This window comes from Capnocytophaga sp. ARDL2 (assembly GCF_041530365.1).
GTDB lineage: Bacteria > Bacteroidota > Bacteroidia > Flavobacteriales > Flavobacteriaceae > Flavobacterium.
In genome coordinates this window covers 1,780,324-1,802,050 of the sequence record NZ_CP168034.1, presented here as the reverse complement: position 1 = coordinate 1,802,050, position 21,727 = coordinate 1,780,324, and the positions used below count along the sequence as shown (strand labels likewise).

At 32.5% G+C, this 21,727-nt stretch carries 23 protein-coding genes and 2 pseudogenes; 9 read left to right on the top strand and 16 right to left on the bottom strand.

Annotation, left to right across the window (positions count from 1 at the left end; all coding sequences use genetic code 11):
* Positions 1 to 215: 215 nt before the first annotated feature.
* The 3 genes from AB4865_RS09125 (at position 216) to AB4865_RS09115 (ending at position 2,829) form a co-directional block, all read left to right on the top strand.
* The gene (locus AB4865_RS09125) at positions 216 to 707 is read left to right on the top strand and encodes a hypothetical protein (RefSeq protein WP_372472955.1); all 492 of its coding nucleotides are present in this window, start codon (positions 216 to 218) and stop codon (positions 705 to 707) included.
* Positions 708 to 743: 36 nt separating this feature from the next.
* On the top strand, positions 744 to 1,712 hold the full coding sequence (locus AB4865_RS09120) for a hypothetical protein (RefSeq protein ID WP_372472954.1): 969 nt from the start codon (positions 744 to 746) through the stop codon (positions 1,710 to 1,712).
* 79 nt (positions 1,713 to 1,791) lie between these two features.
* On the top strand, positions 1,792 to 2,829 hold the full coding sequence (locus AB4865_RS09115) for an o-succinylbenzoate synthase (protein WP_372472953.1): 1,038 nt from the start codon (positions 1,792 to 1,794) through the stop codon (positions 2,827 to 2,829).
* Positions 2,830 to 2,940: 111 nt separating this feature from the next.
* Here AB4865_RS09115 and AB4865_RS09110 read toward each other — a convergent pair whose 3' ends face one another.
* The 4 genes and pseudogenes from AB4865_RS09110 to AB4865_RS09095 all read right to left on the bottom strand — a co-directional run.
* A complete protein-coding gene (locus AB4865_RS09110; protein ID WP_372472952.1) occupies positions 2,941 to 3,138 on the bottom strand; it encodes a hypothetical protein in 198 nt (65 codons plus the stop codon).
* 209 nt (positions 3,139 to 3,347) lie between these two features.
* Positions 3,348 to 4,706, bottom strand: a complete 1,359-nt coding sequence (gene hemN / locus AB4865_RS09105; protein ID WP_372472951.1) for an oxygen-independent coproporphyrinogen III oxidase — start codon at positions 4,704 to 4,706, stop codon at positions 3,348 to 3,350.
* Positions 4,707 to 4,869: 163 nt separating this feature from the next.
* The gene (locus AB4865_RS09100; protein WP_372472950.1) at positions 4,870 to 5,517 is read right to left on the bottom strand and encodes a DedA family protein; all 648 of its coding nucleotides are present in this window, start codon (positions 5,515 to 5,517) and stop codon (positions 4,870 to 4,872) included.
* Between the two features lie 244 nt (positions 5,518 to 5,761).
* Positions 5,762 to 6,055 (bottom strand): annotated as a pseudogene (locus tag AB4865_RS09095) (rhodanese-like domain-containing protein); the annotation flags it as partial.
* Positions 6,056 to 6,220: 165 nt separating this feature from the next.
* On the opposite strand from AB4865_RS09095, the gene AB4865_RS09090 reads away from it, so the two are divergent.
* The 3 genes from AB4865_RS09090 (at position 6,221) to AB4865_RS09080 (ending at position 11,352) form a co-directional block, all read left to right on the top strand.
* Positions 6,221 to 6,883, top strand: a complete 663-nt coding sequence (locus AB4865_RS09090; protein WP_372472949.1) for a thiamine diphosphokinase — start codon at positions 6,221 to 6,223, stop codon at positions 6,881 to 6,883.
* 189 nt (positions 6,884 to 7,072) lie between these two features.
* On the top strand, positions 7,073 to 10,015 hold the full coding sequence (locus tag AB4865_RS09085; RefSeq protein ID WP_372472948.1) for a beta strand repeat-containing protein: 2,943 nt from the start codon (positions 7,073 to 7,075) through the stop codon (positions 10,013 to 10,015).
* 80 nt (positions 10,016 to 10,095) lie between these two features.
* The gene (locus AB4865_RS09080; RefSeq protein WP_372472947.1) at positions 10,096 to 11,352 is read left to right on the top strand and encodes a gliding motility-associated C-terminal domain-containing protein; all 1,257 of its coding nucleotides are present in this window, start codon (positions 10,096 to 10,098) and stop codon (positions 11,350 to 11,352) included.
* A gap of 62 nt (positions 11,353 to 11,414) precedes the next feature.
* On the opposite strand, the gene fabG is transcribed toward AB4865_RS09080, so the two are convergent.
* From fabG to AB4865_RS09030, 10 genes and pseudogenes are all read right to left on the bottom strand, one after another.
* The gene (fabG, locus tag AB4865_RS09075; protein WP_372472946.1) at positions 11,415 to 12,161 is read right to left on the bottom strand and encodes a 3-oxoacyl-[acyl-carrier-protein] reductase; all 747 of its coding nucleotides are present in this window, start codon (positions 12,159 to 12,161) and stop codon (positions 11,415 to 11,417) included.
* Positions 12,162 to 12,166: 5 nt separating this feature from the next.
* Positions 12,167 to 12,733 (bottom strand): helix-turn-helix domain-containing protein, encoded by a 567-nt coding sequence (locus tag AB4865_RS09070; RefSeq protein WP_372472945.1) that lies wholly within the window; start codon positions 12,731 to 12,733, stop codon positions 12,167 to 12,169.
* 58 nt (positions 12,734 to 12,791) lie between these two features.
* Positions 12,792 to 13,918: pseudogene (locus AB4865_RS09065) on the bottom strand (DegT/DnrJ/EryC1/StrS family aminotransferase).
* Positions 13,919 to 13,976: 58 nt separating this feature from the next.
* Positions 13,977 to 14,288 (bottom strand): hypothetical protein, encoded by a 312-nt coding sequence (locus AB4865_RS09060; protein ID WP_372472944.1) that lies wholly within the window; start codon positions 14,286 to 14,288, stop codon positions 13,977 to 13,979.
* A gap of 255 nt (positions 14,289 to 14,543) precedes the next feature.
* Positions 14,544 to 14,717, bottom strand: coding sequence for a hypothetical protein (locus tag AB4865_RS09055; RefSeq protein ID WP_372472943.1), 174 nt, complete (start codon positions 14,715 to 14,717; stop codon positions 14,544 to 14,546).
* A 172-nt stretch (positions 14,718 to 14,889) separates the two neighbouring features.
* Positions 14,890 to 15,555: a tRNA (adenosine(37)-N6)-threonylcarbamoyltransferase complex dimerization subunit type 1 TsaB gene (tsaB, locus tag AB4865_RS09050; RefSeq protein WP_372472942.1), complete on the bottom strand. Its 666-nt coding sequence runs from the start codon at positions 15,553 to 15,555 to the stop codon at positions 14,890 to 14,892.
* Complete coding sequence (locus AB4865_RS09045; RefSeq protein ID WP_372472941.1) at positions 15,548 to 15,787, bottom strand: hypothetical protein; 240 nt, start codon at positions 15,785 to 15,787, stop codon at positions 15,548 to 15,550. The genes tsaB and AB4865_RS09045 overlap by 8 nt, the downstream gene beginning before the upstream one ends.
* Positions 15,777 to 16,322 (bottom strand): DUF420 domain-containing protein, encoded by a 546-nt coding sequence (locus tag AB4865_RS09040; RefSeq protein ID WP_372472940.1) that lies wholly within the window; start codon positions 16,320 to 16,322, stop codon positions 15,777 to 15,779. The genes AB4865_RS09045 and AB4865_RS09040 overlap by 11 nt, the downstream gene beginning before the upstream one ends.
* 229 nt (positions 16,323 to 16,551) lie before the next feature.
* Positions 16,552 to 17,244, bottom strand: coding sequence for an SCO family protein (locus AB4865_RS09035; RefSeq protein ID WP_372472939.1), 693 nt, complete (start codon positions 17,242 to 17,244; stop codon positions 16,552 to 16,554).
* Between the two features lie 259 nt (positions 17,245 to 17,503).
* Positions 17,504 to 18,169: a hypothetical protein gene (locus AB4865_RS09030; protein WP_372472938.1), complete on the bottom strand. Its 666-nt coding sequence runs from the start codon at positions 18,167 to 18,169 to the stop codon at positions 17,504 to 17,506.
* A 134-nt stretch (positions 18,170 to 18,303) separates the two neighbouring features.
* Here AB4865_RS09030 and AB4865_RS09025 point away from each other — a divergent pair, with 134 nt between their 5' ends.
* From AB4865_RS09025 to folP, 3 genes are all read left to right on the top strand, one after another.
* The gene (locus AB4865_RS09025; protein ID WP_372472937.1) at positions 18,304 to 18,546 is read left to right on the top strand and encodes a hypothetical protein; all 243 of its coding nucleotides are present in this window, start codon (positions 18,304 to 18,306) and stop codon (positions 18,544 to 18,546) included.
* Positions 18,547 to 18,609: 63 nt separating this feature from the next.
* Entirely contained in the window at positions 18,610 to 18,789 is a 180-nt protein-coding gene (locus AB4865_RS09020) for a hypothetical protein (RefSeq protein WP_372472936.1), read from the top strand.
* 344 nt (positions 18,790 to 19,133) lie between these two features.
* The gene (gene folP, locus AB4865_RS09015) at positions 19,134 to 19,982 is read left to right on the top strand and encodes a dihydropteroate synthase (protein WP_372472935.1); all 849 of its coding nucleotides are present in this window, start codon (positions 19,134 to 19,136) and stop codon (positions 19,980 to 19,982) included.
* Positions 19,983 to 20,064: 82 nt separating this feature from the next.
* Here folP and AB4865_RS09010 read toward each other — a convergent pair whose 3' ends face one another.
* Entirely contained in the window at positions 20,065 to 21,036 is a 972-nt protein-coding gene (locus AB4865_RS09010) for an acyltransferase family protein (RefSeq protein WP_372472934.1), read from the bottom strand.
* A 6-nt stretch (positions 21,037 to 21,042) separates the two neighbouring features.
* Positions 21,043 to 21,726: a DNA repair protein RecO gene (recO, locus tag AB4865_RS09005; protein WP_372472933.1), complete on the bottom strand. Its 684-nt coding sequence runs from the start codon at positions 21,724 to 21,726 to the stop codon at positions 21,043 to 21,045.
* Between the last annotated feature and the right edge of the window lies 1 nt (position 21,727).

The following is a 21,727-nucleotide window of genomic DNA, read 5'->3' as shown; positions in this document are numbered from 1 at the left end:
AATTACTAATCAATTTTTCAAAATACAATAAGAGAGATGATTTTTTGCGAAATAAAAGAGCATTTATCATAAAAAAAAATTGCATTTGATTGGTAAAACTTTATTTTTGCAATAAATAAAAAGAAGAAATATGAAAAAATGGTAGGTACCTTTTTATTGATAGAAATGCCTTATTTGCACAAAATGTAGAAAATCTGTAAAAAGAAGTTGACCAATTGAAAACAAATTTTTCACAATTGCAAACCAACATTGCCTCTTTGCAAAGAGATATCAATCAGGTAAAAACAGAAAATATTTATCTAAAACGAGTACTTGACATTCGCAAGTCCATTGCAGAAATCGAAAAGGAAAATGTAAATATCAAAATCACTAAAGTTGAAGGAGATACAAAGGAAAAATTGGTGTATGTGACGATGTTGATTGAGAATAATGGAAAGAAAATAAATGGTTATTTGAGTTTCTTAAATAGCATTATTGATAATGAAGGTAATTTATTGAAAATTGATTTTAATAAATTTGAAGTTGAAAGTTTACCATTAATAAATGATGTGCCCATTAAAAGAAAAATTGCGATAAAGTATATAGAATCTGAAAAAACTCAATTCATTAAATCTTTTGGTTTTGATTTAAGTGGAAAATTTAAAGATACATTAATTGATTCTAAAATTAATTTCGACTTCCGCAATTTACCTATTGATTGGAAATAATTTTTAGTTATATTTGTAATAAAAACACTATCAAATATGGAAGAAACAAACAACCCTGTAGACCCAAACCATCAACCCAAATCGTCAAACAAAACGCCATTGATTATTGGTAGTATAGTTGGTGCATTGGCTTTGGGAGTTGGAGGATATTTTTTAGTATTCAATAAAGCGGAAAAAGTAGATTTGAATTCGAGATTGGACTCACTAAAAATGAAAAGAGATTCAATCAAACTGGCAGAAAAAAAAGATTCGTTAAATATGCCGATGGACTATGAAGACGAATATATGTCCTACGAAGAGCAAGTGATTATCGCTAAAGAAATCACATTTCCTACGGGGCAAAAATTAAAGTTTGGCGATCGCGTTTTTGTAGATTATCAAAAATCTACTACAAACGAAAAAGTGGTGTATCTCAATAATCCCTACAAAAATCCAGGAACTTTGGAGCACCCTATCAAAATCAATGCTTCTAATTTAATGAATGAATACAGTTTTGAGGATTATAAAAAATATTTCTCCATAGCTCCTTATTCAGAATTGCCAGCGTCTGTAAAAAAAGTATTGCTAAACGAAAACAATAAATACAAAAACAACGCTACCTATATTATGACACAAAATGCTCAACGTGCCAAATCTTCATTGGCAATTGGCGATTTTGACAGTGATGGCTCTACCGATTATGCCGTAATAATGGACAATGTAGAAGGTAGCCAAGAAAGTAGATTGGTGATTGTGAGTGTAAACAAAGTCTCTAACGAAGCCTACGTATCTTATACAGAATACTACAACGACCGTTTGATTATCAATTCGTATAAAAAAGGATCTTTGATCTATATGAATACTCGCGAATTGGTAAAAGCTCCGCATGACGGTATCATTTTACAAAATCCACATGGAAAACTCTCTGTAATCTATGATTCTAAAGCTCAAAAGTACATCGAATACAGTCAAAAACCTACTTATACTTATGATGAGTATGAAGATGAATACGAATTCGAAGCATAATTTTATATCATATTCTTTAATCAAAAACGTCTCAATTTAGAGGCGTTTTTTTTATTTTTGTGAAAATAATATAAGAAAAATGAAAGCTTATTTCAAAAAATATACATTACAGTTCAAAAAACCAGCAGGAACTTCCAGAGGAATATTATTAGACAAAAACACGTGGTTTCTCATGATTGAAAACAATGGAAAAATAGGTTATGGAGAATGCAGTTTATTACAAGGTTTATCTATAGACGATCGTCCAAATTATGAGGAAAAATTGTCTTGGGTATGTCAAAACATTCACTTAGGAAAAGATGTTTTATGGGAGCAATTACGCGATTGGCCTTCTATACAATTTGGAGTAGAACAGGCATTTTTATCTTTGGAAAGCAACCATCCTTTTCAATTATTTCTCCATGAATTTTCCGATGGAACAAAAGGAATTCCTATCAACGGTTTGGTATGGATGGAATCTGCTGAAAACATGAAACTACAAATAGATGAAAAAATCGCTCAAGGTTTCAACTGTATCAAACTAAAAATTGGAGCTATCGATTTTAATGAAGAATGTCGATTGCTCTCTTATATCAGAGAACACTTCTCTGCTGACCGTATAGAAATACGCGTGGATGCAAATGGTGCTTTTTCGTTAGAAACTGTTGAGGAAAAATTAAATATTTTATCAAAATTTTCTATTCACAGTATCGAACAACCGATCAAAGCTGGTCAAATCAACGAAATGAGATCATTGTGTAGCAAAACTCCCCTCCCAATTGCGTTGGACGAAGAATTGATTGGCGTTGTAAATTATGAAGATAAAAAACAAGTGATTGAAAAAATTCGTCCGCAGTACATCATCCTAAAGCCAAGTTTAGTAGGCGGATTTAAAGGTTCACAAGAATGGATAGACATTGCCAATTCATTCAACATTCCATGGTGGATTACCTCTGCACTGGAAAGCAACATCGGTCTTAATGCCATTGCTCAATGGACATTCAGCCTCAATAACCCTATGCCACAAGGTTTGGGAACAGGCAGCCTTTATACCAACAACATCGACTCCCCTTTGGTGGTAAAAAACGGCTTTCTTTGGTATGATACTACCTCTGATTTTGATGTAAAAAAAATATAAAAATAGGGCAAATCGACTTTGAAAATGGCTAATTGCGATTGAATAAATGATTGAATCTATTTTGGGGCAAATAACTATTGGTGCAAATTGCAATTTGCACCTACTAATGCGTTATTTTCTATTTTTTTCCTGTTCTTTTGCTGCTTTGTTCAATGAATACAAAAAATATCCTGCAAAGGCTACAAATCCTATATAGGAAAACCAATTTTTAGCAAAGGAAGTATCTTCACGGTCGAAATAAAATATTCCGAATAACAACCACGATATAAAAAATACATTCAATAAATAATTTTTAGTTTCTTTTTTCATGTTAAATGGATTATGTGAAACATTTTGTCATTGATATATACCCACATCGATTTTTTTCCACAATGGAGAATCAAAAGGTGTCCGAAAATTCAATTATTTAAAATATTTATCATTTCGACGAAAGGAGAAATTTATGAAAATAAACAATATAAAAAGATTCTTCCTTCGTCTGAATGACACAAAACCTACTTTTCAGCCCCTAATACATACTATATCGTCATAGAAAACAATTGTGTTTTGGGTTGATTTTTTATCAAATAATCATCAAACGCCATACAGATATTTCTCACAAAGGTTTTTCCTAATTCAGTTACAGTCAATTGATGGTTTTCAATAGTCAACAATTGATCTTTTATCAATTCTTCCAATTTTTTTTCGATTTCTTCTTGAGAAATGATCAAATACACCTTTGACAAATCGGTTTGAAAATGACAGATAATATCCAAAATCGTCTGACGCAAAATCAAATCTTCATCGGAATGTAAATGCCCTTTCAAAAGTGGGAATTTTCCTTCTGCAACCAATGCAGTATATTTCTCCAATTCTTTTTCATTCTGATAAAAACTATCCTGGGTATCCCCTATCGACGACATACCCAACCCTATCATTAGCGAAGTTTTTGATGAGCTATACCCCATAAAATTGCGGTGCATCGTTGCATTTTTAAACGATTGATACAAACTATCGCTTTCCAATGCAAAATGATCCATTCCTATTTCGTAATATCCTGCTTCTTGCAATCGCTGTTTTCCCAATTCGTACAAATTGCGTTTTTCTTCGTCTTTGGGTAGGTCTTCGTCTTTGAAACCTCGCTGTCCGTTGCCCTTTATCCACGGCACATGGGCGTAACTGTAAAACGAAATTCTATCAGGTTGTAATTTTTTGGTATTGGCAATGGTCTGCTCTATGCTTTCCACTGTCTGAAAAGGCAATCCATAAATAATATCGTGCGACACCGAAGTATAGCCCAACGCTCTCGCCCACTCCGTTACCTCTTGTACTTTTTCAAAAGATTGTATGCGATGAATGGCTTTTTGCACTTTTGGGTCGTAATCCTGTACACCAAAACTTACACGAGTAAAACCTAAATCTCTCAATGTTTTTAAATGCTCAAACAAGGTATTATTAGGATGTCCTTCAAAACTATAAATAGCATCTACTGGAACTATCGAAGTCGAAAATATGGTTTCTAACAACTCTTTTAAACTCTCTGGACTGAAAAAAGTGGGCGTACCACCGCCAAGGTGTAATTCTTTCAGCACAGGTTTTTCATCAAAGAGATTTAAGTACAATTGCCATTCTTTAAGCAAAGTTTCGATATACGGATTTTCGAGTTCGTGGCGTTTGGTAATGCGTTTATGACATCCACAAAAGGTACATAAACTCTCACAAAACGGCAGGTGAATGTACAACGAAATCCCTTCTGTAGAGTTGGTCGCTTGAAATGTTTTTTTCACTCGTAGTTTCCATTGCTCTTCGGAAAATTCTTCTGTTTTCCAAAAAGGTACTGTGGGATAGCTGGTGTATCTTGGTCCTGGTATATTGTATTTTTGAATTAAGGAATTCATTTTTATCATTTTATTTTTTTACCATATAGTTTTTTGTTTTCACAACGGAGAAACAGAGACGCTTCGCTTTTAGAAATAAGGAAGACTAATGTGTAGATTAAGATAAACCTTGAATTCTTTCTACTTCATTTTGTTTTTCTCTACTTTTCTTGGTGTTAAAACTTTATTTAACGCCTAATTTTCTTCTCTCTTTGAAATATGAAAAAACAATCGGCAATATAGATAGCAAAATAATAATCAACACCACTTTAGAAAAATTGTTCTTGATCAAAGGGATTTCACCTAAGAAATACCCTGCGAATGTAACGCCGATCACCCAAATACAACCTCCAATAATATTGTAAGACAAAAATGTAGGATAATGCATTTTTCCTATTCCTGCAACAAACGGAGCCAATGTACGCACGATCGGTACAAAACGAGCAATTACTATGGTTTTACTTCCATATTTTTCATAAAATTGTTGCGTTTTTTCCAAATATTCAGGTTTTACGGGTTGTTTTCCAAATAGTTTGAAATTCACCATTTTATCTCCTAAATGTTTTCCTATGGTATAATTGAGTGTATCGCCCAAAATAGCCGCTACCAACATCACCAAGGTTACGATATAAATATTCATACTATTAGGTTGTGCTGCCAACATTCCCGTGGCAAACAACAAGGAGTCTCCTGGTAAAAACGGCATGATAACCAAGCCTGTTTCTATAAAAATGATTGCAAAAAGAATGACATAAATCCAAGTGTCGTATTGATTGACAAACTCGAATAAATATTGATCGATATGTAGTATAAAGTCTATTAGTTCTATCATGATTTTAAATGATATTTAGCTTACAAACAATGTTTTTTCATATAAATTAGTGTTTTTTTTCAATTCATCCACAAGTGTAGTTTTATACCCGTTGTATCTTATGTTTTAAATCGTAGCGTATCTGCAATTTAATAAAATCTCAGGTTCTCAGTTGTAAAAAAACTATGTGTCTATGTGGTAAAAATGAAAAAGGTGTCTGAAAAGTAGGTTTTTCGACACCTTTTTCACAAAAATTATTCAAGTGGCCGTTCCACTCGTTTGTTCCACCAACCAAATTGAAAGTATTGTTGATTCCTAATTGATTCATTAACATACAAGCTTGTCCACTTCTATTGCCCGAACGACAATATACATAGTAGTTTTTAGTTTTGTCCAATGCTTCTAAAGCATTTAAAAAATCTTGACCTTGATAAAAATCGTGATTGATTGATCCAGGGATTTTCCCTTCTTCAATTTCTTCTAATGTACGAACATCCAAAATCACAGCATTGCTATCATTTTGAACCTCTTGCCACCATTGTTCTTGTGCTAAATCCATATCTTTTATTTGATTAATAATTTACAAAAATAGTAAATATTATTTTATTTTCTCTCACAAAATTAGCTAAATATACAGATGAAACATTTATTACTACTATACTTTACCTCTCTAAACAAAATTACCTATTTTTGCAACAATTAGCATATTACAATACAAAAAAACATGTCATCACATCATATTGTACGCGACGACCAAGAACCTGCCTTAATCATTGCCAATGGCGAGGCTTGTAACATCGACCTTATGCATCAATTATTAGAATGGAGTCCGCTGGTAGTGGTATTGGATTCTGCCATCGACCGAGTGTTGGAATTGGGTATCAAAATTGATGTGCTATTGGGAGATTTCGACCGTGGTTTCAATTCCGAAAAATACAAAGAACTTCAATATCCATTGGAAATTATCCCTTATTCATGTCAAAATTCTACCGATTTGGAAAAGGCATTTCACTTTCTTATCGAACGAGGACACAAAATGGCAAATGTAATTTGGGCAACAGGCAAAAGAATGGATCATACACTAAATAATATTACCTGTATTGCAAAATTTTCTCAGCAGTTGGAAATTGTTTTATTTGACGATTATTCCAAAATATTTGTTTTGCCCAAAACATACAAAAAATGGTACACAAAAGACACGGTGATTTCCCTAATGCCTATTGGAAAAGTTGAAGGAATTACTACAAAAAATTTAGTATATCCCTTGCAAAACGACAGTTTAGAATTGGGCGTTCGTACAGGTAATAGCAACAGTGTATTGGAAGATGGAATCGTAGAAATCACCTATGAACGAGGACACTTATTAATGATGGAGTGTTGGGATTAAAATCGATTTAAGATATTCGACACGATAATTGACAATATCCGTGAAATTATTGCAAAATTTACATTTTAGTTTATTAGAAAAATTAATTAATATTTAACACACCTACAAAGCTATTCTTTTGACAAAAAAAACTTCTAATTCATTTAAAATAGGTAACTTTACAAGTTTAAAACAGTCAAAAAATAAAAAATGAAAAAAAGACTTTTACCTATATCGCTTATAATGATAGGCTTTGTTTCAAATGCACAGGTTGGTATAGGTACCTTGACACCAAACAACTCTGCACAACTTGATGTAGTAGCAGCAGATAAAGGTATTTTGATACCAAGAGTAGCATTGCAAAACATTACTGATGCTACAACTATTACAAATGGAAACGTTAACTCTTTATTAGTATTTAATACTACAAACAGTAACTTAATTACACCAGGTTACTACTATTGGTATGTGGACAAATGGCATAGAATCATAAATGCAAACGACATTGCTGATTTGGATACTGATACTACAAACGCTTCTATGATTGTAGAAAATGGTGTATTGAAATTGATTGACTCTGTTGGAAATATAACTCAAGTAAATATTTCAGACTTAAACATCCCTACAACTATCGTTGACAACGGTACTTCATTTACTTACACAAACGAATTGGGTGAAGCAGTTACAATCAATTTATTAGAAGGTCCTACTGGAAATGGTATTGCGAATATCACAGTAAATCCTTCGAACCCATCAATTGCAATCATTACTTATACAAACGGTACAATGGCTGAATTGCCTTTGCCTCAAGGTCCTCAGGGTATTCAAGGTATTCAAGGTCCTAAAGGAGATGATGGTGAAGACGGTGTAGGTATCGCTTCTATTGCAACGGTCAAAGATCCTGTAACTGGAATTACTAGCGCTACAGTAAACTATACGAATGGTACTTCCGCTACTCCATTCCCAATCAACGATGGAGCTTCTTTCCTTTCGGGAAGTGGAAATCCTGAGAATATTGATGGTAAAAACGGTGACTCTTATGTTGACACCACTACAGGTGATGTTTGGGTAAAAGATAATGGTACTTGGACAAACACTGGGGATTCATTGAACGGTAGAGGTATAGAATCTATTAATACTGTAAAAGACCCTACTACTGGAATTACAACTGTTACTGTAAACTATACAGACGGTACTTCAGCTACTCCTTTTACAATCAATGATGGTGTAGGAATTGATACAATCACAGTTGATGCTAGTCAAAATGTACCAGGATTTACTACAATGACAGTTACATTGTCAAATGGTAATACATTGCCAATTCAAGTGAAAAATGGTGTAGATGGTGAAAACGGTAAAACTCCAACTATTGAAATTGAAGATATAGCTGCAACTGCTAATACACCTAAAGGTAAAAAGATTACATACAAAATCGATGGTATTGTTGTAAATACATACACAGTTTACGATGGTGTAGGAATTTCAGCTATTACAGAAACTAAAGATTCGGACGGAAATTCTATAGTTAAAGTTAAAACTACGGATGGTGCTGAAACTGAAATTACCGTAAACAAAGGGGATGACGGTGTAAGCATTACTAATGTAGCTGTTGATGCTAGTCAAAATGTACCAGGATTTACTACAATGACAGTTACATTGTCAAATGGTAATACATTGCCAATTCAAGTGAAAAATGGTGTAGATGGTGAAAACGGTAAAACTCCAACTATTGAAATTGAAGATGTAGCTGCAACTGCTAATACACCTAAAGGTAAAAAGATTACATACAAAATCGATGGTATTGTTGTAAATACATACACAGTTTACGATGGTGTAGGAATTTCAGCTATTACAGAAACTAAAGATTCAGACGGAAATTCTATAGTTAAAGTTAAAACTACGGATGGTGCTGAAACTGAAATTACCGTAAACAAAGGGGATGACGGTGTAAGCATTACTAATGTAGCTGTTGATGCTAGTCAAAATGTACCAGGATTTACTACAATGACAGTTACATTGTCAAATGGTAATACATTGCCAATTCAAGTGAAAAATGGTGTAGATGGTGAAAACGGTAAAACTCCAACTATCGAAATTGAAGATATAGCTGCAACTGCTAATACACCTAAAGGTAAAAAGATTACATACAAAATCGATGGTATTGTTGTAAATACATACACAGTTTACGATGGTGTAGGAATTTCAGCTATTACAGAAACTAAAGATTCGGACGGAAATTCTATAGTTAAAGTTAAAACTACGGATGGTGCTGAAACTGAAATTACCGTAAACAAAGGGGATGACGGTGTAAGTATTACTAATGTAGCTGTTGATGCTAGTCAAAATGTACCAGGATTTACTACAATGACAGTTACATTGTCAAATGGTAATACATTGCCAATTCAAGTGAAAAATGGTGTAGATGGTGAAAACGGTAAAACTCCAACTATTGAAATTGAAGATGTAGCTGCAACTGCTAATACACCTAAAGGTAAAAAGATTACATACAAAATCGATGGTATTGTTGTAAATACATACACAGTTTACGATGGCAAAGACGGTAGAGGTATAACAAGTATTGTTCAAGATACAACAGATCCGGCTAAGTTGACAGTAAATTACACTGATAATACAACATCTGAAGTTACAATTCCAGGATTGAACTGGACAGCTGCAAATGGATTAAACAAACCTGATGCAAATACCGTTCACCTTGGTGGTACATTAATCAAGCCTACTAAAATTACAACAGACGCTACTAATACTATAGCTTTAGAGGGATTACAACCTACTACTGAAATCGAAAATGATAAATTTGTTGTAGTAGATGCTAACGGTGTTGTAAAAACATTTGAACCTACTTATTCATCTACTGAAAAAGCTACGGGTAAAAAATGGGTTGATGGTAAAACAGTATATGAAAAAACTTTGACGTACAACCACACAGGTGGTACTCAAATTATATTACCAGCAGATTCAAGACCAACAAACATCATCGGATTTAGATTTATCGGTAAAACAACTAATAAATTTACAAGTGACTATTCTTCATACAATCCTTCTACTGGAGTGATGACTTTAGGACATGGGGTAATGAGTGTAGGACATCCAGCAGGTGAATACTATATCATCTTGGAATATTTCAACGACTAATTTATGACAATAAAATACCAGTGTATGTAAAGTACACTGGTATATTATAAATTAGTAATTTAACTTCAAATCGAATAATAATGAAGAAAAAGAATATAGTAATTAGCTTTTTAGCATTGGCAAATATTTCTGTATTTTCTCAAGAGGCTAAAACCGTAAACAAAGGTATGCTTTCTGTAGAGCCACATACCATTGTTTCTACCTATTTTGATTTCGAAAATCATACAAGTGGAAAAATGATCAATGATGGTGAATTTTATTTTTACGCTGATTACAACAACGAAGGTGACGTTTCTTTCACTCAAAACAAAACAACTGGTTATGTAGTTTTTGAAGGAAAAAAATCCAATATTCAAAAAATTAGTGGAAATGCTCCTAGCTATTTCTACAATGCTATTTTCAACAATGCTTCTCAATTTACCATATCAAACGAAACTGTTTACAAAGGTTTGGTAAATTTTTCGGATGGTATTGTATATATGGATCATGAAAACGGTGGTGCGTTTGTATTTCTAAAAGGTGCCAATCACATTAATACAGCTGATAAATCACACGTAGATGGAGAGGTTGAAAAAATAGGAAACGAACAATTCAAATATCCAATTGGTGATGGTAGATACTACCGTTTTGCAAGTATTTCTGCTCCTGCTTTAGAAGCTGATAGTTTTACAGGCGAATATTTCCTCATTAATTCTAATACTCAATATCCTCATAAAGATAAAGAAGGTAGTATCGAATTGATAGACAACAAAGAATATTGGATTATCAAAAAAGACCACCCTACTGACAGCCAAGTTTTAGTAACTTTATCTTGGGACGAGCGTACAACTCCAACTGAATTATTAGGGAACAAAACAGAATTGTTACGCGTGGTTCGTTGGGATGAAGCTGAAAAATTGTGGATTGACGAAGGAGGGGTAGTAGATTTTGCAAGTAAAACAGTTACTACACCTGTAAAAATGGAAAACTACGGCGTATTTACTTTGGGTAGAATCAAAAAAGATTGGATTGAAGAAGGAGATGTGGTTATTCATAATGTTGTAACTGACAACAACGACGGAAACAACGATTATTTCTACATCAAAAACATTCAAAGATATCCTGAAAACACAGTACGTATCTTCAACAGATGGGGTAGAGAAATTTACCACACTGAAAATTATGACAGCAACGGTAATGTGTTTAGAGGATATGCCGAAGGTAAAGGTGTAATCAATCCAGGTGAAAAAGTTCCAACAGGTACTTATTACTACATTGTTGAATATACTATCAAAACAAACGATGTAAGCAAACGCATCAAAAAAGCAGGTTACTTACATTTTGAAGCAAATAAATAATCTGAATGATATCCATAAAAAACGGTTTTTCAATTGAAAAACCGTTTTTTATTTATAATTAATTATGTCAACATTCCTCCGTCAACATTCAATACTTGTCCTGTGATATAGATTGACAAATCTGATGCTAAGAAAACACATGCATTTGCAATATCTTCTGGCTTCCCTCCTCTTTTCAAAGGAATGGCGTCTATCCAACCTTTTACTACATTTTCACCTAATTTTGCAGTCATTTCTGTTTCAATAAATCCTGGTGCAATTACGTTACAACGAATATTTCTCGAACCTAATTCCAAAGCTACAGATTTAGAAAAACCAATAATTCCAGCTTTTGATGCTGCGTAATTTGCTTGACCTGCATTTCCTTTTACACCTACAACGGAACTCATATTGATAATCGAACCTTTGCGGTTTTTCAATAAAGTACGTTGTACAGCTTTGGTCATGTTGAAAACTGATTTCAAGTTCACTGCAATTACTTCGTCATAATCAGCTTCAGACATTCTCATCAACAAATTGTCTTTGGTAATTCCTGCATTGTTGATCAATACATCGATGGTACCAAAATATTCCAAAATTTCATCTACCAATTTTTGTGATTGTTCAAAATCTGCTGCATTTGATTGGTATCCTTTTGCTTTTACTCCCAAAGCAATCAATTCGTTTTCCAATTCTGTAGCTGCTTGTACAGACGAGCTGTAAGTAAAGGCAACATCTGCTCCTTGCTTTGCAAACTCGATAGCAATTCCTCTACCAATTCCGCGTGTAGCTCCTGTGATAATCGCTACTTTATTTTCTAATAATTTCATTTTTATCAATTGATTTGATTAATAATATTTTGTTTTTGTTTTTTAATTTCCATAAAATGAGAAGGGGGCAATCCTGTTATTTTTTTGAACTGTGCACTCAAACTTGCCGAAGAATTGTAATTGAGTTTAAAAGCTATTTCTGAAAGTGTAAAATCTTCATACACCAACAATTCTTTTACCTTTTCTATTTCTTGTAAAGTGTAAAACTGTTCAATAGATTGCGACTCTTGCTGTGAAAATAATTCTTCCAAAACATCGTATTCAATCTGCAATTTACTTTGCAAATATTCGGGTAAGGTAATTTGTAAATCATTGAGATCTTTTGAAACCAATTCGATGATTTGATTTTTTATTCTTTCTACTAACAAACTTTTTTTTTCATCCAATATTTCAAATCCCAAAGATTGAATGGCCTTTTCAATTTTATTACGGTCTTCTAATGTAATTGCTTCGTGAAACTCTATCACACCTAAATCCACATCATTGAGTTCAAACCCCATATCTTCCATCAATCGCTCGATGACTAAAATACATCGTGAACTCACCATATTTTTTATTCGAAGTAATTTCATATTCTAATTTTCTTGTTTTAAGATTCAAAAATAGGACATTTTTAGGGAAAATAAAAATTTATCCCAAAAACTCCAATATCGTTTGAGTAATGTATTGAATTTGTTCATCCGTCAATTCGGTGTGCATTGGTAAGGCAATTACTTCATTACTCAACTGATTGGTTATTACAAAGTTTTCTTCTTTGTATCTTGGGGCTAAATAGGCTTTTTGCTTATGCAATGGTATCGGATAATAAATCGCACATGGAATTTGTTTTTCTTGCAAATGTGCCAATAATGCATCGCGTTTTCCATTGGTAATTCTCAAAACATACTGATGAAAAACGTGGTCGTTTTTGCTTTCATCAAATTGTGGAACTACAATCGCAGCATGATTTTTCAAGGCCTCGTTGTATTTTTTCGCTGCCGTTCTTCTCGCTTGATTGTAACTATCCAGATGTGGTAATTTTGCTTGTAACACCACCGCTTGAATACTGTCTAAACGCGAATTTACCCCTATTACATCGTGATGATATCTCACATACATTCCGTGATTAACAATTCCTCTAATCGTATGAGCCAATTCGTCATCATTGGTAAAAATAGCTCCTCCATCTCCGTAACATCCCAAATTTTTTGACGGAAAAAACGAAGTAGCTCCCACATGTGCAATTGCTCCTGTTTTTACAGTTATTCCGTTGGTTTCATAATCCGCACCGATTCCTTGAGCGTTGTCTTCGATAACAAACAAATTGTGTTCTTTGGCAATTGCCATAATTTCGTCCATATTGGCAACTCGACCAAACAAATGAACTGGTACAATGGCTTTGGTTTTTGGCGTAATCGCTTTTTTGATTGCCTCTACCGAAATATTCATCGTATCCATATCCACATCTACCAAAACTGGTGTCAACTGTAACAAGGCAATTACCTCTACCGTAGCAGCAAATGTAAAATCGGCTGTGATGACTTCATCTTCTGGTTTCAATCCCAATCCCATCATAGCGATTTGCAATGCATCGGTACCATTGGCACACGGAATCACATGTTTTACTCCTAAGTAGTCTTCCAATGACTTTTGAAATTCGTGTACTTTGGGCCGTTAATAAATGCTGTCGTTTCTAATACTTCTTGTATTCCTTGATTGATTTCTTCTTTAATATGTTGGTACTGACTTTTTAAGTCCACCATTTGTAGGTTTTTCATATCAGCCCCCTATCCCCAAAGGGGAGAATACCTGTTAGGAGGAAACAGGGTTTAAAATTTATTTTATATTTTTCTTTTTTGGAGGTAAAAAAATTTCTCCTGTTACTACATTTTTTCCTGTCTTTTGTTCTAATTCTATTCTTGCATTTTTGGCAACTTCTCCTCCTTTTTTACTAGCTTTTGCATTTTCTTTCATTCCTTTTGCATTATCTGATTCTGCTATTTGTCTTATAGAAAGTTCTGCCAAAGTTGTAAAAAGAAGCTCTACCTCAGTTATGTGGTCTCTCAGATTTTGACTTTTCAATCCTTTTAACTCTTTATGCTCTTTCACCGTTAAGCCACTCCATTCCTGATGAATAATATTTGTCAAAATTGCAAATTGATTTTGTTCTGTGATTCCTGAAGTTTACCAATAATCCGTGAGTTTATTTCTCGTTTCTTGTCCTGTCATTCTTTGTTGAATCCATTTTTCAGAACGCCCCATTTTTTGCCAGTTTTCTCTTGCACGATCTAAACTTTGACTTGGATCTTGAATTTCCTGTAATCCTTCATAACCAACTTTTGCTAACCATTGCTTAAAAGGTTTTGCTTTAGGACTTGGTATTAATTGAATTAGACGAATAATTTACTCAACAGTTCCTGCTAATGTTTTTCTTTTATTACCTGATTCTGTAACCATTGGTACCTGGGGACAATTTGTCCCCAGGAAAGAATTTAACTCTAAATCCCTTTTTCTAATTTTCTTTAAATAATCTCTTGGATTTATAGAACCTGTCAATACTTCTACAATATCTACCAATGAAAAATACCATTCTTCCTTTTCTACATAATAATAACTTCTTATTTTTTTTCAAAAAGTATAATCCCTTCCATAATATAATATTATTTCATTAATTATTAAAATTGAGAATTTTATAAACCTATAAACATCAATTATTTATTTTTTCATTTGGATTAATTGTCATTAACCCCTACGGTTTTTGGGTTAAATGAAAATCTTTTAAATAAAACGGTTCAAAATAGGCAACATCTTCAAATATTTTATTTAAATATTTTTGATAACTTATCTGTACCATTTCTTTGGCTGATGGATGTTGAATTTCTAGGTAATAGTGAATATTTTCTCCTTTTAAAATATTCTGACATTTCATAGCTCCATCTCCTACCAAATGATAGATTCCCTCTGAAAATGGATTTTCTTCTACAATCCAAGCGTAGGTTGGCTTGATTTCATTATATTGATTGTCATAAATTGCTGCGAATACTTCCATTCTTCGAGCATCTATCATCGAAACGATTTGTTCCCCCTCTGCTACTTGCAATTGTCGGGCAATGATTTCCAATGTATTGACACTAATCAACGGAATGTTCAACGCATAACACAATCCTTTTGCCGATGAAACGCCTATTCGCAAACCTGTGTAAGAACCTGGACCTTTGCTAACCGATATTGCTGATAATTCTTTCCAACTAATCTGTGCTTCTTGGAACAATTCTTCAAACAATACATGTAGTTTTTCAGCATGGTTGAATTTTTCCTCCAAAATCTCTCGAAGTACAATCAATTCTCCATTTTTTGCCAAGGCAACCGAACATTTTTTTGTTGCGGTTTCAATGTGTAAAATCCAATTATTCATCGGTTTTTGGCTTTTTGTTTTTCATCACTCGGTAAATCCCCCACCCTACTACAATCAGCAGTAAATAGGGAACTACCATCAAATATACGATACCGTCATTTACCGCCTGAGCTGTGTTGCCACTGCCCTCGCTTTCGAGCACCGCTCTACACATTGCACATTGTGCCGATGCTGTGTTTTGGAATAGAAAAAATATTCCAAAAATATAGGGTAAAAATCGTTTAACTTGCATAATACGGCGAAATCATCAAATAAACAATTACTCCCGAAACGGCTACATACATCCACAAAGGATACGCAGTTCGTGCGATTTTTTTATGCTTGGTATAGTCGCTCAAAATTCCTCTCATGTAAGTTATCAAAACAATCGGAATGATTACAATCGACAACACGATGTGTGTAATCAAAATAAAGAAATAAATGTATCTCAACATTCCATCACCTCCATAAGGTGTTGATTCCGAAGTCATATGATAAGCCACATACATAACCAAAAACGCAACTGAACACGCCATTGCAAATTTGATTAATTTTTCATGCAACAAACGATTTCCTTTTTTGATTGCATTTACAGCCAAAAACAACAAAATTGCTGTCAATCCGTTGATGGCTGCATAAATGGGAGGTAAAAATGTCAAGGGGTCTACATCGTACCCCATTTTTTTCAAATTGATACCAAATAACGCTGCTACCGCAACTGGAATTATTACCGACAACGCGATAATCCATTTTTTGTAAGTCTTTTCTAATTGTTTGTTTTGTTCCATTGATAGTTTATTAATCCCCTGTGGGCGTTTATTTGCTTTCGACGTTTAATAGCTTCGCTCGTTTACCTTTCCCGTCAAATGCGGGATGCCTTCGTGTGTTTACTTGCTTAATTTATGAGAGATTTCTTCTTTCGTCGAAATGACATTTCGTATTAGAGACTATACAGAAATTTCGAAATTTCCAAATCATCTCATTCCTGTCACCTCTTATATGGGATCCAAATCCCTTCTATTCCTTCAACAATTTTTCAATATCTTGTTTTAGCATTTCGATGCCTGCTTCTTCTGTGCCATCATAAAACACGATAGGATTTCCGTATTCATCTGCTCTACAACGGATTTTACCATTTTTGTCGATTAAGGCAAACATTCCCGAATGTTCAAATCCACCTGGGGCATTCGGATTGGCAGCTGCGTATAAATTAAATTTATTGGCAAATGCAAAAATTTCGTCTTCATTTCCTGTAAAAAACTGCCAATGTGGTGATTGCACTCCCAATTCTTCGGCGTGATGTTTCAGAACTTCAGGCGTATCGTTTTCTTCATCTATTGAAAATGAAGCAATTCCAAAATCTGCATAGGTATAAAAATGTTCGTCCAACACTCTCATATTTTTGTTCATAATCGGACAAATAGTAGGACAATTGACAAAGAAAAACTCAACAACAAACACTTTTCCTTTGTAATAATCTTGTGTCAATACCTGTCCATCTTGATTGGTAAACGAAAACTTGGGCATTGTTCCAATCTTTTCCAAAGGTGCATTTTCGTTGGTTTTTGAAACAATTCGCTTATTGTCCACCACCGATTCGCTAGTAAATCTTTTAATGATTTTTGGCACGACCAATATTCCGAATATCAACACGATAAACGAAATCCATACATACGAATAATTCTTTTTGTGATTGTTTGATTCTGACATAGTTTTATTTTTTTATTTCACGTAGAAAATAAATTAATTTTCATCGTGGTTACTTCGATTTTAGCAGATGAAATTATCTTGACTTTTTTTTACGCAGATTTCGCAGATAATCACAGATTTTTTCTAAAATGGTTTAAGAAAACTATACTTAAAACGATTAAACCTACGGTTTAAAGCAGATTACCCTAGATTTTATTTTTTTTTGATAAATCAAAAAAATATCAGCGAAAATCTAATCAGCATTAAAAAACATAAAAATCTATTCCGTGATATTATCTTTACGATTGTTTTTCTTCAAAGCCGCACGATATTCCGCTAAAATCACCTTGACATCGTCTGCCATTTCGTTGTGCAAATCAGCGGCCGATGCCGTGTTATATCCTTCGCGATACTCCTCCTCGCCTTTTTTGTTTTTACCTTTTCTTCCTCGCAAATTCAACTCTTTATCAATGATATAAACTTGCGTTGTACCAGTATTTTCAGAAAGATTTCCAACCAAATGCAATTGATTATAATACGATAGAATTTCTTCGTTTGTAGCAAAGACAAAATACCAATTTTTCATATCAATGGTACGTTGCATTTCATTTAGTAAGTCTAAAATTTCACTTTGCAAACCATTGGGTGCTACATAAACTACCTGGAAATCTACAAAATCTTTGTTTTTTGAATAGATTTTATGAGCCAAATTGGTCAAATTTCCTTTTATAGACGAAATATCTGAACCTGTAAATCCCAAAATAGTAATTTTATTTTTCAATTGAGGATTTTCGTTTTCCTCTGAAAGAGTTTTCCATTGTGGAAGTTCTCTTACCTGCTCCGTAACGATAGGAAGTTTCATAAAGTCATTAATCCCCAAAGCAAAAAACAAATATGTAAGTATGGGTAAAACAAACAGTGCTACAAACAAGCCTACTTTTTTCATGATAAAAATTTTGAGTACAAAAGTAAGAAAATCCAATAGTATAAAACGAATATATGAAAATAAATATTCGTAATATAGTGTTAATTTCTTTTATTTTAAATACAAAAAATCGCAATTTTTCGTATTTTTGCTCTATGAAAAAATTAGGAATAATTGGATGTGGATGGTTGGGTAAAAAAATAGGGTTTGTATTGCAAGATAAGTTTGAAATTTTTGCTACTACAACTTCCAAAGAATTCGAACTTTTTTCTATTGGGTTTACAACAAAAAAAATAAATTTTGATGAAAAAATTACCATCAACCGATGGGAACAACTCGACCAATTGGACATTTTAATATTAGCAATTCCCTTTTCAAAAAAAATGGAAGAAAGGTAGCTTTTCCATCGATTAAACAATTTAAAGCATTTTATCAACGGGTATAATGGACAAAGTTTTTTGATGAGTTCAGTGGGAATTTACTCCGAAAAAGAATGTATTTTTACAGAAGAAAATAATTCAATTAAAAATTTAGATAAAACTTTATTTTACTTTGAAAATCAGTTAAAAGAAAATTTATCAAAATTAAACATTTTGCGATTAGGAGGATTAATGGGAGCTGATAGATATTTGAGTAAATAATAAACCGTTTGATAGCTTATTTTTTGGTCTTTAAAATACATTTCTACTGGAAGTTTTCTCCATTAACAGCCTTTTTTTAATCGTTTGATTATCAGAAGAAAAATCAATGATAAATCAAATTTTGCTTTAAATCCTCTTTTTCCTGTACTCAAATAAGGAAGAATCCATTTTTTTATCGTATATTTGCTCAAATTTCCTTGATTTTCATGTTGTTATCCAACAGCAAAAATGCTAAAAATTCTTGGAACTTTTACTCTTTTAAAAGTTTAAATGGGTTTAATATTTGGAAAGTAAATAACCAAATAAAAAATGAAAATTCACTAATTAACTATTCAATTACTTTTATGAGCCATACCATTAATTGCAATGGAAAATTACTATCCTTAGAGGCACCTATCGTAATGGGAATTTTAAATGCAACTCCCGATTCTTTTTTTGATGGAGGAAAATTTAACCATTTGTCAAATGCACTTTCACAGATAGAAAAAATGATCAATGACGGTGTTTCTATTATCGACATTGGAGGCTACTCAACTCGACCAAATGCACCAGAAGTTTCTGAAAAAGAAGAAATTGATAGAATTTTACCGATTGTAAAAGAAGCTGTAAAACAATTTCCGAACACACTATTTTCTATTGATACATTTCGTGTAAATGTAGCTGAAGAATGTCTAAAAACTGGTGCTCATATCATCAATGATGTTTCGGGAGGAATAGCAGATGTAAAAATGTTTGAAACAGTTGCAAAATACAACGTTCCTTATATTTTGATGCATTCCAAAGGGACACCGAAAACCATGCAACACCTTACTAATTACGAGGATATTGTAAAAGAAATGATGTATTATTTTTCGCAACAAATCTCCAAAGCTCGTCAAACAGGTATCAAAGATATCATTATCGACCCTGGATTTGGATTTGCAAAAACACTTGACCAAAATTATGAAATCCTTTCAAAATTAGAAGTTTTTCAATTATTGGAAGTCCCTTTACTTTCGGCTTTATCTCGAAAATCAATGATTTATAAATTACTCGATAACAATCCAGAAGATGCCCTCAACGGAACGACAGCACTCCACACCATTTCTCTACTAAAAGGAGCTAAAATCTTGAGAGTCCACGATGTGAAAGAAGCAGTAGAATGTGTGAAAATTTATAAAAAAATGTTCAATTCGTATTTATTAAAAAAATAATATTCATACTTATTCAAAATAATTCCATAAATAGAACAGGATTAATTAAGTAAAAAAAATCAAATAAGTTAAATCACAATTTTTATCTTAATTTCAATACTGGCTTTTCAATAAAATGCCATAGAAAATAAGAAAATAAACAAGCTAATACAACTACTATTACATTATAAAATATAGGATTTTCATTTTGAAAATCGAATGATGCTATCGTTTGAATTATTGGATAATGTACTAAATACAATCCATAACTATAATCATTTTTAAAATCTAATTTTGAAAAATATGGAAGTTTGAATGCAACAAAAAACACTATCATTGCAATGCTAAACGGAAATAACAATGACGTTTTATATTGTAAAAAAAACAAAGCAGGAAATATAAACCATATTATATTTCTCTTAAAATAATGAAAATTTTTATAAAGCAATATTCCTGATACAAAATAAGTTAACACTCCTGGAAATTGTTTAGCATACAAATTATTTTGTTGAATTTCATTAAAATAATAAAAATAAATAAATGACATTAAATATAGAGATGCCAAACAAATATTTGCTGTAATTCTACTTTTATTTTTAATCAAAAAGAATAATACAGGAACAAATATATAAAACATTACTTCGATTTTTATCGTCCAAAGCGAACCATTCACGGCACAATTATCTGGATTTAAAGCAAAGACATCATGAATGCAAGGTTTTAAAAAATTTAGGAAAGATAAATTATTAACTAAATAAGATAAATATTCATTAGAAAAGTATTCTTTTAAAGTAAGTTTTGATACAAAAAACAAAAGAACCGAAAAAAACAAAATTACAAAAGCATATGCGGGATATATACGTAAAAATCTATTTTTGAAATAAGTTTTTTTATCATTTTTTTCAACACTAGCATATATCAACATACCACTCACAACAAAAAATGCATAAATAGCATAATGAAAATTTCTTGCAAAAGTAAGCGATGTAAAACCCGACAACTCTATAAAATGAGTTACAAAAACCATAAATGCTAACAGCAATCGTAAGAATTGCAAATTATTTTCCTTAGTCATTTTTTTTTACATTAATTCATCTACAATTTGTAGAGATTGAAATTCGTTTTTAGAATGACTGTGCAGTTGAATATAATTCAATAAGGTCTTTACTATTTTTTTTCGTTCGTTTCCATTAAAAATAGTAACTTTATCCCATTGTGTAAGCATAGCTTTTTTAATATAATCACTTTCCTCTATTGGCAAACAATTATATGAAAATACTGATTCAAATCCACCTTCTTTTACATTGAAATAGGGATTTTCAACTGTAGAATCATCTGGATAAAATCCTAAATATTTAGTAATTTTCATCAAAAAACAAATATGAAAATCAGGATTCCAATGTACAGAATCATAAAACAACAAAGTGTTTTTTATAAAATGAAACAATTCCTTTTGTGCGTATTCTTCTCGTAATATTTTATATAGAAATTCACTAAGAAAAAAAACAACTACACTTTTTTTATAGTCCAATTGCAAAGATTGATAGGGGTGAAGAATTTCAACTGTTTTAAAATGAAACAATTCACTTTTATTGCGAGATTGAAAAGAAATTTGCAAAAGATTGAGCGGTTGAAAATAAGATTTTTTGACCGCTCCTCTCACAAAAAATGTTTTAATTCCATCTGTTTCAGTAAAGCATTTTACAATCAGATTTTTCTCTTGATACTTTACTACATTCAACACTATAGCTTGAGTTGTGACCATT